Annotated in this window: 10 protein-coding genes; 8 read left to right on the top strand and 2 right to left on the bottom strand. The window is 55.0% G+C overall.

Annotated features, from left to right (window positions below):
• The gene (speA, locus tag NWV12_RS18325) at window positions 1-1,977 is read left to right on the top strand and encodes a biosynthetic arginine decarboxylase (RefSeq protein ID WP_023309121.1); all 1,977 of its coding nucleotides are present in this window, start codon (window positions 1-3) and stop codon (window positions 1,975-1,977) included.
• Between the two features lie 208 nt (window positions 1,978-2,185).
• The gene (gene speB / locus NWV12_RS18320) at window positions 2,186-3,106 is read left to right on the top strand and encodes an agmatinase (protein ID WP_014071686.1); all 921 of its coding nucleotides are present in this window, start codon (window positions 2,186-2,188) and stop codon (window positions 3,104-3,106) included.
• A gap of 52 nt (window positions 3,107-3,158) precedes the next feature.
• On the opposite strand, the gene NWV12_RS18315 is transcribed toward speB, so the two are convergent.
• Window positions 3,159-4,427, bottom strand: coding sequence for an OprD family outer membrane porin (locus tag NWV12_RS18315; RefSeq protein ID WP_048979366.1), 1,269 nt, complete (start codon window positions 4,425-4,427; stop codon window positions 3,159-3,161).
• A 210-nt stretch (window positions 4,428-4,637) separates the two neighbouring features.
• Window positions 4,638-5,396, bottom strand: coding sequence for a M48 family metallopeptidase (locus NWV12_RS18310; protein WP_047060435.1), 759 nt, complete (start codon window positions 5,394-5,396; stop codon window positions 4,638-4,640).
• 272 nt (window positions 5,397-5,668) lie between these two features.
• On the opposite strand from NWV12_RS18310, the gene tkt reads away from it, so the two are divergent.
• The 6 genes from tkt to argO all read left to right on the top strand — a co-directional run bounded on the left by tkt (window position 5,669) and on the right by argO (window position 13,228).
• Window positions 5,669-7,660, top strand: a complete 1,992-nt coding sequence (gene tkt / locus NWV12_RS18305) for a transketolase (RefSeq protein WP_045355615.1) — start codon at window positions 5,669-5,671, stop codon at window positions 7,658-7,660.
• Window positions 7,661-8,001: 341 nt separating this feature from the next.
• Window positions 8,002-9,021 carry an erythrose-4-phosphate dehydrogenase gene (gene epd / locus NWV12_RS18300; RefSeq protein WP_048979365.1) on the top strand — a complete coding sequence of 340 codons (1,020 nt, stop codon included), beginning with the start codon at window positions 8,002-8,004 and terminating at the stop codon, window positions 9,019-9,021.
• A 49-nt stretch (window positions 9,022-9,070) separates the two neighbouring features.
• Window positions 9,071-10,234, top strand: coding sequence for a phosphoglycerate kinase (gene pgk / locus NWV12_RS18295; RefSeq protein WP_023333323.1), 1,164 nt, complete (start codon window positions 9,071-9,073; stop codon window positions 10,232-10,234).
• 92 nt (window positions 10,235-10,326) lie between these two features.
• Complete coding sequence (gene fbaA, locus NWV12_RS18290) at window positions 10,327-11,406, top strand: class II fructose-bisphosphate aldolase (RefSeq protein ID WP_032660076.1); 1,080 nt, start codon at window positions 10,327-10,329, stop codon at window positions 11,404-11,406.
• 186 nt (window positions 11,407-11,592) lie between these two features.
• Window positions 11,593-12,447 (top strand): small-conductance mechanosensitive channel MscS, encoded by an 855-nt coding sequence (mscS, locus tag NWV12_RS18285; RefSeq protein WP_033146600.1) that lies wholly within the window; start codon window positions 11,593-11,595, stop codon window positions 12,445-12,447.
• A 145-nt stretch (window positions 12,448-12,592) separates the two neighbouring features.
• The gene (gene argO, locus NWV12_RS18280) at window positions 12,593-13,228 is read left to right on the top strand and encodes an arginine exporter ArgO (protein WP_021242063.1); all 636 of its coding nucleotides are present in this window, start codon (window positions 12,593-12,595) and stop codon (window positions 13,226-13,228) included.
• Window positions 13,229-13,319: the final 91 nt, after the last annotated feature.

Raw genomic sequence — 13,319 nt, 5'->3', positions numbered from 1 at the left:
ATGTCTGACGACATGTCTTCTTTTTCGCCTTCGTCAGCGGGCGAACAGGGTGTACTACGTTCTATGCAGGAGGTTGCGATGAGCTCCGAGGAAGCCAGCAAGATGCTGCGCACTTACAATATTGCCTGGTGGGGCAATAACTACTACGACGTCAACGAACTGGGCCACATCAGCGTCTGCCCGGATCCGGACGTCCCTGAAGCGCGCGTGGATCTCGCGAAACTGGTGAAAGCCCGTGAGGCTCAGGGCCAGCGTTTGCCTGCACTGTTCTGCTTCCCGCAGATCCTGCAACATCGCCTGCGTTCTATTAACGCCGCGTTCAAGCGCGCGCGTGAGTCCTACGGCTATAAAGGCGACTATTTCCTGGTTTACCCGATCAAGGTGAACCAGCACCGCCGCGTGATTGAATCCCTGATCCACTCCGGCGAGCCGCTGGGCCTGGAAGCTGGCTCCAAAGCGGAGCTGATGGCGGTTCTGGCGCATGCGGGCATGACCCGTTCAGTGATCGTCTGTAACGGCTATAAAGACCGTGAATACATTCGTCTGGCGCTGATCGGCGAAAAGATGGGCCACAAGGTCTATCTGGTTATCGAAAAGATGACCGAAATCGCCATCGTGCTGGAAGAGGCCGAACGTCTGAACGTGGTGCCGCGCCTTGGCGTGCGTGCGCGTCTGGCGTCACAAGGTTCCGGTAAATGGCAGTCCTCCGGCGGCGAGAAATCCAAGTTCGGCCTGGCGGCAAACCAGGTGCTGCAGCTGGTGGAAATCCTGCGCGAGCGCGGTCGTCTGGACAGCATTCAGCTGCTGCACTTCCACCTCGGCTCGCAGATGGCCAATATTCGCGACATCGCCACCGGCGTGCGTGAGTCAGCGCGTTTCTACGTTGAGCTGCACAAGCTCGGCGTAAATATTCAGTGCTTCGACGTGGGCGGCGGCCTGGGCGTGGACTACGAAGGGACCCGCTCGCAGTCTGACTGTTCCGTGAACTACGGCCTGAACGAATACGCGAACAACATCATCTGGGCGATCGGTGATGCCTGTGAAGAGAACGGCCTGCCGCACCCGACGGTGATCACCGAATCCGGTCGCGCGGTGACCGCGCACCATACGGTGCTGGTCTCTAACATCATCGGCGTTGAGCGTAGCGAAATCTCAGAAGCGACGCCTCCGGCAGACGATGCTCCGCGTTCCCTGCAAAGCATGTGGGAAACCTGGCAGGAAATGCACGAGCCGGGCACGCGTCGTTCCCTGCGCGAATGGCTGCACGACAGCCAGATGGATCTGCATGACATTCACGTGGGTTATTCTTCAGGCACCTTCAGCCTGCAGGAGCGCGCGTGGGCGGAACAGCTCTACCTGAACATGTGCCATGAAGTGCAGAAACAGCTCGACCCGAGCAACCGCGCGCACCGTCCGATTATCGACGAGCTGCAGGAACGTATGGCGGACAAGATTTACGTCAACTTCTCGCTGTTCCAGTCGATGCCGGATGCCTGGGGGATCGACCAGCTGTTCCCGGTTCTGCCGCTGGAAGGGCTGAACCACGCGCCGGAACGTCGTGCGGTGCTGCTGGATATCACCTGTGATTCCGACGGTGCCATCGACCACTACGTCGACGGCGACGGTATCGCAACGACGATGCCAATGCCGGAATACGACCCGGAGAACCCGCCGATGCTGGGCTTCTTTATGGTCGGCGCGTATCAGGAGATCCTCGGCAACATGCACAACCTGTTCGGTGATACCGAAGCGGTGGACGTGTTCGTGTTCCCTGACGGCAACGTGGAAATTGAGCTGTCCGATGAAGGGGACACCGTGGCGGACATGCTGGAATACGTTCAGCTGGATCCGAAAAAACTGCTCACTCAGTTCCGCGACCAGGTGAAAAACACCGGTCTGGACGATGCGCTCCAGCAGCAGTTCCTGGAAGAGTTTGAAGCGGGCCTGTACGGGTACACCTACCTGGAAGACGAGTAGGAAAACGCCCTCTCCCTCAGGGAGAGGGCGGGGTGAGGGCATCAGACCGCACAATGCCCTATACTCACTTGAACCCGTATGCATTACCGGCGATAATTCGCCCCAATAAGCGATTTACGAATCAATCCCTTCCTCGTCGGGTTTAACGACGCGGAGGGGATTTTTTTTCATCTGTTTTTAATGTATCGACTTTAAAAGAGGTCAGGACATGAGCACTTTAGGTCATCAGTACGATAACTCTCTGGTATCTAACGCGTTTGGTTTTTTACGCCTTCCGATGAACTTCCAGCCGTACGACAGCGACGCTGACTGGGTGATCACCGGCGTGCCGTTCGATATGGCAACATCTGGCCGCGCGGGGGGGCGTCACGGCCCGGCAGCGATCCGTCAGGTTTCCACTAACCTGGCCTGGGAGCATAACCGCTTCCCGTGGAACTTCGACATGCGCGAGCGCCTGAACGTCGTGGACTGCGGTGACCTGGTGTACGCCTTCGGCGACGCGCGTGAGATGAGCGAGAAGCTGCAGGCGCACGCCGAGAAGCTGCTGGCTGCCGGTAAGCGCATGCTCTCGTTCGGCGGTGACCATTTCGTAACCCTGCCGCTGCTGCGCGCCCATGCGAAGCACTTCGGTAAAATGGCGCTGGTGCACTTCGATGCACATACCGACACCTACGCGAACGGCTGCGAGTTTGACCACGGCACCATGTTCTTCACCGCGCCGAACGAAGGTCTGATCGACCCGAACCACTCCGTGCAGATCGGCATTCGCACCGAGTTCGACAAAGACAACGGTTTCACCGTGCTGGATGCGGGCCAGGTTAACGATCGCGGCGTGGACGACATCATCGCTCAGGTGAAGCAGATCGTGGGTGATATGCCCGTGTATCTGACCTTCGACATCGACTGTCTGGATCCGGCATTTGCACCGGGCACCGGTACGCCGGTCATCGGCGGTTTGACCTCAGATCGTGCCATCAAGCTGGTGCGCGGCCTGAAGGATCTGAACATTGTCGGGATGGACGTGGTGGAAGTGGCGCCTGCGTATGACCAGTCCGAGATCACCGCGCTGGCCGCAGCGACTCTGGCGCTGGAAATGCTCTACATTCAGGCAGCCAAAAAAGGCGAATAAGCCTCACCTTGCGTGAAAAAAAACCTCTCTATTGAGAGGTTTTTTATTGCCTTCAGAACACGTTAAACGGGTATTCCACGTAAGCGCGGATCTCATCCCCGCCCACGTTGTACTCGCTGGCGTTGCTCGAGACGCGTAGGACGGAGTAGCGCAGTTTAAGCTTCAGATCCTTCGCCGGACCATCCTGCACCTGGTACTGGATCTGGTTAAACCACTCGTGCTCTTTGCCGTTGCTGGTTTCAGAGGTTTTAATATTATCCCCACGCACGTAGGCAGTGGTCCAGCTCAGGCCCGGTAAGCCAAGGCCGCCAAAGTCCAGACCGTAGGATGCCTGCCAGGAACGTTCGTCTTCGCCGTTAAAATCAGACCAGTAGGAGTTCGCCAGCCAGATGGTGTTTCCGCCGTCACCCACGCCGCCCTTGTCGCGATAGCCGCCGTAGTTGTAGCCGGTGCTGCCGCTGCTCTGCTGGTACGCCACTTTGAACGTGTGAATATCCCAGATGTAGCTCGCCGCCAGGCTCCAGATGGTGTTGCTGCGGCCCGTGTCGAGGCTGTCCGCGTAACCCTGATCCAGACGGGAGTTATAGCCGTTGAAGTCGAGCACCAGCTGCTGCCCGGTGCTGAACGGCTGTTTGAAGTTCATGCCCAGGTACTGCTTGTTCATCACCTCTTCATTACGAGAGGCGTACAGCGCGCCGCTGAACTGGTCGTTAAACTGATAGCTCGCACCGCCGAAGGAGAGGCTCTTCAGTCCACTGTCGTGGCGGTCATCGCTTTTACGCTGCTCGTCGGTGAAGTAACCGGCGTTGATTTCCAGACCGTCGATCTCTTTCGAGGTCAGCATGGTGCCGGTGTAGCTTTCAAACAGCAGGCGGGAGCTGTCGGCATTCACGATGGGCAGCTCAGGGCGCTGATTTCCGTAGCTCAGTACGGTATTCGAGATGCGCATTTTGGCGGTTGCGCCAAACTTTGCCAGATCGGATTTTGCCCGGCCGTCGTCTTCCTGCTTAAAGAAGTCGATGCCGCCCGCGCCGCTCTTGCCGCGGCCGCCGTCCAGGCGCACGCCATACTGCGCGATTCCGTCCACGCCAAAGCCCACCAGCCCTTCGGTATAGCCGGATGCAAACGTGGCGATGATCCCCTGACCCCATTCGGCTTTGTCCTGCTGGCCCTGATGGTAGTCGCGGCTGATATACGCATTGCGTAAAAACAGATCCAGATGGCTGTCGTCAATAAAACCCTGGCTGTCGGATTGCTGGCTTGCAGCGGCAGGTAATGCAGCAAATAAACTTAAAGCAATTAATGATAATTCTTTTTTCACGGAGGGAACGTCTCTGTCTGGATATAGTAATTTGAATAACTGCGGGGGTGATAATTACCGGAAAAAGTAACCTTTGCAATAATTATGTGACCAGACATTTCAAGGCGATAAGGCAGATTTGGCGGGGCTTTCAGGGGTGTTATCGATACGTGCTGTTAAGTTAACAATTCATGCGAAATAAAAAGGAGGCAAAATTGCCTCCTTCTGAAATTATTTAATCCCGTCTGCGGCCATACGGTCGCGAATATGCTGTGCGCGTTCTTCTGAGGCCGGGTGATCGTCAAACATGGAGCTTTGGCGTCCGGCTTCCAGCTTGGCCAGTTTTTCGAAGCTGGTGGCTAAGCCTGATGGATTAATGCCGCGTTTGCGCAACAGGTCGTAGGAGTAGTCATCCGCCTCGGACTCCTGACGCTGTGAGAACTGAGAGTTAACCAGTTTTTCACCCACGTCGCCAAGCTGTGACTGCGACAGGCTGCCAACGATACCGCCCGCAGAGGCCGCCGCTGCGCGGATGGCATTGGTGCCCAGGGCAACCTGCATCCCTTTCTTCACGTGTCCCAGGGCAACGTGGCCCATTTCATGGCCGATGACCGCTTCCACTTCGTTGTCGGTCATCATGTCCATCAGCCCGCTGTAGACACGGATACAGCCGTTCGCCATCGCGAAGGCGTTGACATCTTTCGCCATGTACACCTTGTAGTTCACCGGCTGGCCGTTGATGTTGTCGCCCAGCGCGGAAGCAATCTTATTCAGACGCTGCGTGTAGGTACTGTTAGCCGGCGCAAGCGTGGCTTTTCCGTCCATATCTTTACAGGCCTGGTCGCTCAGCGCTTTCACCTGCGCATCGCTCAGGGAATAGGCCTGAAAGGCCTCTGCGCCTGACGTCATCAGACCGTTAGAATCCATATTCTGACAGCCGCTCAGCAGGAGCGTTGTACCCAGGGTCAGCACTATTGCACGCATTTTCATGAGGTTGCTTCCGTACTCGTTAAACTGAATAAAATCCGAAAAGGGCACCGTCAGCGAAGCCGGTGTCGGGCTAAGTATAAGGAATATCTACAGGGCCGGGCGAGCAGATTGCGCAACATGCGAGCATGATCCAGAGATTTCTTAACAAGCAAAAGAATGCTCCATGTACATGACTTGCGGCTTGGGTTACATTGTTGGCACTTTTTTCCGGCGTAGCCCAAAACGCGCTGTCGTCAAGGGCATGGCCTTTAACAGTCCGATCTGGAGTTAAAATGTCCTCACGTAAAGAGCTTGCTAATGCTATTCGTGCGCTGAGCATGGACGCAGTACAGAAAGCCAAATCCGGCCACCCAGGGGCTCCTATGGGTATGGCTGATATCGCCGAAGTCCTGTGGCGTGATTTCCTGAACCACAACCCGCAGAACCCGTCATGGGCTGACCGCGACCGCTTCGTGCTGTCAAACGGCCACGGCTCTATGCTGATCTATAGCCTGCTGCACCTCACCGGCTACGATCTGCCTATCGAAGAGCTGAAAAACTTCCGTCAGCTGCACTCTAAAACTCCAGGTCACCCGGAAGTGGGTTACACCGCTGGCGTAGAAACCACCACCGGCCCGCTGGGTCAGGGTATTGCTAACGCTGTGGGTATGGCGATTGCCGAGAAGACGCTGGCGGCGCAGTTCAACCGTCCTGGTCACGACATCGTAGACCACTTCACCTACGCGTTCATGGGCGACGGCTGCATGATGGAAGGCATTTCTCACGAAGTGTGCTCCCTGGCAGGTACCCTGAAGCTGGGCAAACTGGTTGCGTTCTATGACGACAACGGTATCTCCATCGACGGTCACGTTGAAGGCTGGTTCACCGACGACACCGCAGCACGTTTCGAAGCCTACGGCTGGCACGTAGTGCGTGGCGTTGATGGTCACGATGCTGACTCGATTAAACGTGCAGTGGAAGAAGCGCGCGCTGTGACGGACAAACCGTCCCTGCTGATGTGCAAAACCATCATTGGCTTCGGTTCGCCGAACAAAGCGGGTACTCACGACTCCCACGGCGCACCGCTGGGCGACGCGGAAATCGCACTGACCCGCGAAGCGCTGGGCTGGAAACACCCTGCATTCGAAATCCCGTCTGAGATCTACGCTCAGTGGGATGCAAAAGAAGTAGGCCAGGCGAAAGAAGCGGCCTGGAACGAGAAATTCGCTGCCTATGCGAAAGCGTTCCCGCAGGAAGCGGCTGAATTCACCCGCCGTATGAAAGGTGATATGCCGTCTGACTTCGACGCGAAAGCGAACGAATTCATCGCTAAGCTGCAGGCGAACCCGTCTAAAATCGCGAGCCGTAAAGCGTCTCAGAATGCGATTGAAGCATTCGGCCCATGGCTTCCAGAATTCCTGGGCGGCTCCGCTGACCTGGCGCCATCTAACCTGACCCTGTGGTCTGGTTCTAAGCCAATCAACGAAGATACTGCCGGTAACTACATCCATTACGGTGTACGTGAATTCGGTATGACCGCGATTGCCAACGGTATCTCCCTGCACGGTGGTTTCCTGCCGTACACCTCTACCTTCCTGATGTTTGTCGAATATGCACGTAACGCCGTGCGTATGGCCGCGCTGATGAAACAGCGTCAGGTGATGGTCTACACCCACGACTCCATCGGTCTGGGCGAAGATGGTCCAACTCACCAGCCGGTAGAGCAGGTGGCTTCCCTGCGCGTGACCCCGAACATGAGCACATGGCGTCCATGTGACCAGGTGGAATCCGCGGTGGCGTGGAAATACGGCGTTGAGCGTCAGGACGGTCCAACCGCGCTGATTCTCTCCCGTCAGAACCTGGCACAGCAGGAGCGTACGCCTGAGCAGCTGGCAAACATCGCTCGCGGTGGTTACGTGCTGAAAGATTGCGCGGGCCAGCCAGAGCTGATCTTCATCGCCACCGGTTCGGAAGTTGAACTGGCTGTTGCAGCGTGGGAAAAACTGACTGCCGAAGGCGTGAAAGCGCGCGTGGTCTCCATGCCGTCTACCGATGCGTTCGACAAGCAGGATGCTGCTTACCGTGAATCCGTCCTGCCTAAAGCGGTTTCCGCGCGTGTGGCAGTGGAAGCAGGCATCGCAGACTACTGGTTCAAATACGTGGGCCTGAACGGTGCTATCGTCGGTATGACCACCTTCGGTGAATCTGCTCCTGCAGAACAGCTGTTCGAAGAGTTCGGCTTCACCGTTGAGAACGTTGTCGCGAAAGCGAAAGAACTGCTGTAATCGTTTGTACGGTGCGGGCTGATGCCCTCACCCCAACCCTCTCCCACGGGGAGAGGGTGCATACACTAAAAAACGGTAACCTCTCGGTTACCGTTTTACTTTTACCTTGCCGGCATTATTCCACCTAAAATGTGACGCAAGTCATATAGCGCGCTTATTCATCTGGACAGACATTCCTTTTATTCCCCGATTCGCTTATTCTTGCTGAAGCGTTTCAGTCGATTAAATGTTCGACAATTGACCAATCAATCGCAGTTTGTGACAGCAAGGATTCCCCTTCGGGCGTAGCTGGATTACTCTTTCAGCCACCTCAAACTCAGGGATTGCTTTGCAGGAGATCTATGACCGTACGCGTAGCGATTAATGGCTTCGGTCGCATCGGACGTAACGTGGTTCGTGCTTTATATGAATCCGGACGTCGGGCGGAAATAACCGTGGTGGCAATCAATGAACTGGCGGATGCTACGGGCATGGCGCATTTGTTGAAATATGACACCAGCCACGGACGCTTTGCCTGGGATGTACGCCAGGAAAGAGATCGGCTTTTTGTGGGTGACGACGCTATTCGTGTGCTGCATGAGAACAGCATCTCCGGGCTACCCTGGCGTGAACTGGGTGTGGATGTGGTGCTTGACTGTACCGGCGTGTACGGCAACCGCGATCATGGCGAAGCGCATCTGGCAGCAGGCGCGAAAAAAGTCCTGTTTTCTCATCCCGGCAGTAACGACCTCGACGCGACCGTCGTGTTTGGCGTCAACCAGCATGAGCTGCAGGCCGAACACCGCATTGTTTCCAACGCCTCCTGTACCACTAACTGCATTATTCCGGTCATCAAACTGTTAGACGATGCGTATGGCATTGAATCCGGCACCGTGACCACGATTCACTCCGCCATGCACGATCAGCAGGTTATCGACGCCTACCATCCGGACTTACGACGCACTCGCGCAGCGAGCCAGTCAATCATTCCGGTGGACACGAAACTGGCTGCAGGGATCACCCGAATTTTTCCGCAGTTTAATGACCGATTTGAAGCGATTGCCGTGCGTGTTCCGACGATTAACGTCACCGCAATCGACCTTAGCGTGACGGTGAAAAAACCGGTAAAAGCCTGTGAAGTCAACCTGTTGCTGCAAAAAGCGGCACAGGGGGCATTTCATGGTATAGTTGACTATACGGAATTACCGTTGGTCTCAGTAGATTTTAACCACGACCCGCACAGCGCCATCGTCGATGGCACGCAAACGAGAGTCAGTGGCGCACACCTTATCAAGACGCTGGTCTGGTGTGATAACGAATGGGGCTTTGCTAACCGAATGCTCGACACTACGTTAGCAATGGCCGCTCAAGGTTTCAGGTAAGACGCATTGTGCGTCTGCAAAACTTTAAGAATCAACGAGAGGATTCACCATGTCTGTAATTAAGATGACCGATCTGGATCTGGCTGGTAAACGCGTTTTCATCCGTGCCGATCTGAACGTACCGGTTAAAGATGGCAAAGTGACCAGCGACGCGCGTATCCGTGCATCTCTGCCAACCATCGAACTGGCTCTGAAGCAGGGCGCGAAAGTGATGGTCACCTCCCACCTGGGTCGTCCAACTGAAGGCGAGTACAACGAAGAGTTCTCTCTGCTGCCAGTGGTTAATTACCTGAAAGACAAACTGTCCAACCCGGTTCGCCTGGTGAAAGATTACCTGGACGGCGTTGAAGTTGCAGCCGGTGAACTGGTTGTTCTGGAAAACGTTCGCTTTAACAAAGGCGAAAAGAAAGACGACGAAACTCTGTCCAAAAAATACGCTGCACTGTGCGACGTGTTCGTGATGGATGCATTCGGTACGGCTCACCGTGCTCAGGCGTCAACCCACGGTATCGGTAAATTTGCAGACGTAGCGTGCGCCGGTCCTCTGCTGGCTGACGAACTGGAAGCGCTGGGTAAAGCACTGAAAGAACCTGCTCGTCCAATGGTGGCTATCGTTGGTGGTTCTAAAGTTTCTACCAAACTGACCGTTCTGGATTCCCTGTCTAAAATCGCTGACCAGCTGATCGTTGGCGGTGGTATCGCGAACACCTTCGTTGCTGCTCAGGGCCACAACGTGGGCAAATCCCTGTACGAAGCAGACCTGGTTGACGAAGCCAAACGCCTGCTGAGCACCTGCGATATCCCGGTTCCAACTGACGTTCGCGTAGCGACCGAGTTCTCCGAAACCGCAACCGCGACCCTGAAATCTGTTAACGACATCAAAGATGAAGAGCAGATTCTGGACCTGGGCGACGTTTCTGCACAGAAACTGGCTGAAATCCTCAAAAACGCAAAAACTATCCTGTGGAACGGTCCTGTTGGCGTGTTCGAATTCCCGAACTTCCGCAAAGGTACTGAAATCGTTGCTAACGCTATCGCAGACAGCGAAGCGTTTTCTATCGCAGGCGGTGGTGACACCCTGGCGGCAATCGACCTGTTCGGTATCGCTGACAAGATCTCCTACATCTCCACTGGTGGCGGCGCATTCCTCGAATTCGTGGAAGGCAAAGTACTGCCAGCAGTAGCAATGCTCGAAGAGCGCGCTAAGAAGTAAGCCATTCAAGGGCAGGGAAACCTGCCCAATTTTCAGCGCGCTTTTAAGAGCTCGCACCTTTTCTAACGGCCGAAGATACAGGACTAAGCAACATGTCTAAAATTTTTGATTTCGTAAAACCTGGCGTTATCACTGGTGATGACGTACAGAAAGTGTTCCAGGTAGCTAAAGAAAACAACTTCGCTCTGCCAGCAGTTAACTGCGTGGGTACCGACTCCATCAACGCCGTACTGGAAACTGCTGCTAAAGTTAAAGCGCCAGTTATCGTTCAGTTCTCTAACGGCGGCGCTGCGTTCATCGCAGGTAAAGGCGTGAAAACTGACATTCCTCAGGGTGCTGCAATCCTGGGCGCTATCTCTGGTGCGCACCACGTACACCAGATGGCTGAGCACTACGGTGTTCCAGTTATCCTGCACACTGACCACTGCGCGAAGAAACTGCTGCCGTGGATCGACGGTCTGCTGGACGCGGGTGAAAAACACTTCGCGGCTACCGGTAAGCCACTGTTCTCTTCTCACATGATCGACCTGTCTGAAGAGTCACTGCACGAAAACATCGAAATCTGCTCCAAATACCTGGCGCGCATGGCCAAAATGGACATGACTCTGGAAATCGAACTGGGTTGCACCGGTGGTGAAGAAGACGGTGTGGACAACAGCCACATGGACGCTTCTGCACTGTACACCCAGCCAGAAGACGTTGATTACGCTTACACCGAGCTGAGCAAAATCAGCCCACGCTTCACCATCGCAGCGTCCTTCGGTAACGTACACGGCGTTTACAAACCAGGTAACGTGGTTCTGACCCCGACCATCCTGCGTGATTCTCAGGAATATGTTTCCAAGAAACACAACCTGCCGCACAACAGCCTGAACTTCGTCTTCCACGGCGGTTCCGGTTCTTCTGCTCAGGAAATCAAAGACTCCGTAAGCTACGGCGTAGTGAAAATGAACATCGATACCGACACCCAGTGGGCAACATGGGACGGTATCCTGCAGTACTACAAAACCAACGAAGCTTACCTGCAGGGTCAGCTGGGCAACCCGAAAGGCGAAGACCAGCCGAACAAGAAATACTACGATCCACGCGTATGGCTGCGCGCTGCCCAGACTTCAATGATTACTCGTCTGGAGCAGGCATTCAAAGAACTGAACGCGGTAGACGTTCTGTAATTTGAGCTGCTAACAGCATCAGAAGGCCCGCAAATGCGGGCCTTTTTTTATGCTTTTTCAATACCCTGCCAGGCCGGTTTTTGTGATCTGTTTGGCAATACTTGCGCTTTTTGTTTACCCTTTACGGACCTGCCTGTCTCCATGGGGGATGGATTTTGTGTTTTGGTTTAACAAAAGGAAGAATAAATGGAACAACTCGACGTTGTAGACAGCATCAATAACGCCGGTAACTGGCTGGTGCGCAACCAGGCGCTGCTGCTGAGCTATGCCGTGAACATCGTCGCGGCGATTGCCATCATCATCGTCGGGATGATCGTGGCGCGCATTGTATCGAACACGGTTAACCGCGTAATGCTGGCCCGTAATATTGACGCCACGGTGGCTGACTTCCTCTCCGCGCTGGTGCGCTACGGCATTATCGCCTTTACGCTGATTGCGGCGCTGGGCCGTGTGGGCGTGCAGACCGCCTCCGTCATTGCCGTTCTTGGTGCCGCCGGTCTGGCTATTGGTCTGGCGCTGCAGGGCTCGCTGTCAAACCTGGCGGCAGGCGTTCTGCTGGTCACCTTCCGTCCGTTCCGCTCCGGCGAATACGTTGACCTTGGCGGCATTGCCGGGACCGTGCTGCAGGTGCAGATTTTCTCAACTACCATGCGTACTGTCGATGGCCGCATCGTGGTCGTGCCGAACGGGAAAATCATCGCGGGCAACATCATTAACTTTTCCCGTGAACCGGTGCGTCGTAACGAACTGATTATCAGCGTGGCGTACGACTCCGACATCGATCAGGTGAAGTCGCTGATTAGCAACATCATTGCTTCAGACGATCGCATTCTGAAAGACAAAGAGCAGACGGTTCGCCTGAACGAGCTGGGCGCTTCCTCCATTAACTTCGTGGTGCGTATCTGGAGCAAAAGCAGCGATCTGCAAAACGTGTACTGGGACGTGCTGGAACGCATTAAGCGCGACTTTGATGCCAACGGCATCAGCTTCCCGTACCCTCAGATGGACGTAAACGTCAAAAAAGTCAAAGAAGCCGAATAACTTCTCCCGCAGGCCCGGTAGGCGCTAGCGCCACCGGGCTTTATTTTTATAAGTGCTGCTAATCCCCAATTAATATTATCAATTTCCTCTAATGTAATTCGCGCAGTATAGTCTCCTTCCAGAACAATACTGTGAGAATTTCGTCATGTTATCTTATTATTTTCAAGGGCTTGCCTTAGGTGCGGCCATGATCCTTCCCCTTGGCCCGCAAAATGCGTTTGTGATGAACCAGGGCATTCGCCGCCAGTATCATCTGATGATTGCCCTGCTGTGCGCGGTAAGCGATTTACTGCTGATCTGTGCCGGAATTTTTGGCGGCAGCGCATTGCTCATGCAGTCTCCCTGGCTACTGGCGCTGGTCACCTGGGGTGGCGTGGCGTTTTTGCTCTGGTACGGTTTTGGTGCCCTGAAAACGGCGATGAGCAGCAACCTCGAACTGGCGAGCGCGGAAGTCATGAAGCAGGGCCGCTGGAAGATTATCGTCACCATGCTGGCGGTCACCTGGCTTAATCCGCATGTTTATCTGGACACCTTCGTGGTGCTGGGCAGCCTGGGCGGGCAGCTGGACGTTGAGCCGAAACGCTGGTTTGCGCTGGGTACGGTTAGCGCCTCTTTCCTCTGGTTCTTTGGCCTCGCCATTCTGGCTGCATGGCTGGCTCCTCGTCTGCGTACGGCCAAAGCCCAGCGCATCATTAATACGCTGGTGGGGCTGGTGATGTGGTTTATTGCTTTTCAGCTGGCAAAAGAGGGGATTCATCACGTACAGGAATTGTTCAACTAATCCTTGTCTTATGGACAACTGAACAAGACCCGCTAAGCTTGCTGGCATGCGCCCTGTTAATGGGCACTCTTCGCAACATGGAGGAATAACA

This window comes from Enterobacter sp. Crenshaw (assembly GCF_024734705.1).
Lineage (GTDB): Bacteria > Pseudomonadota > Gammaproteobacteria > Enterobacterales > Enterobacteriaceae > Enterobacter > Enterobacter asburiae_B.
The sequence above is the reverse complement of the archived record's forward strand: the minus strand, read 5'-3'. Positions and strand labels throughout refer to the sequence as shown.

Coding starts and splice junctions, on each gene's coding strand:
- speA (WP_023309121.1), top strand. CDS start 1: ATGTCTGACGACATGTCTTCTTTTTCGCCTTCGTCAGCGGGCGAACAG.
- speB (WP_014071686.1), top strand. CDS start 2,186: ATGAGCACTTTAGGTCATCAGTACGATAACTCTCTGGTATCTAACGCG.
- NWV12_RS18310 (WP_047060435.1), bottom strand. CDS start 5,396: ATGAAAATGCGTGCAATAGTGCTGACCCTGGGTACAACGCTCCTGCTG.
- tkt (WP_045355615.1), top strand. CDS start 5,669: ATGTCCTCACGTAAAGAGCTTGCTAATGCTATTCGTGCGCTGAGCATG.
- epd (WP_048979365.1), top strand. CDS start 8,002: ATGACCGTACGCGTAGCGATTAATGGCTTCGGTCGCATCGGACGTAAC.
- pgk (WP_023333323.1), top strand. CDS start 9,071: ATGTCTGTAATTAAGATGACCGATCTGGATCTGGCTGGTAAACGCGTT.
- fbaA (WP_032660076.1), top strand. CDS start 10,327: ATGTCTAAAATTTTTGATTTCGTAAAACCTGGCGTTATCACTGGTGAT.
- mscS (WP_033146600.1), top strand. CDS start 11,593: ATGGAACAACTCGACGTTGTAGACAGCATCAATAACGCCGGTAACTGG.
- argO (WP_021242063.1), top strand. CDS start 12,593: ATGTTATCTTATTATTTTCAAGGGCTTGCCTTAGGTGCGGCCATGATC.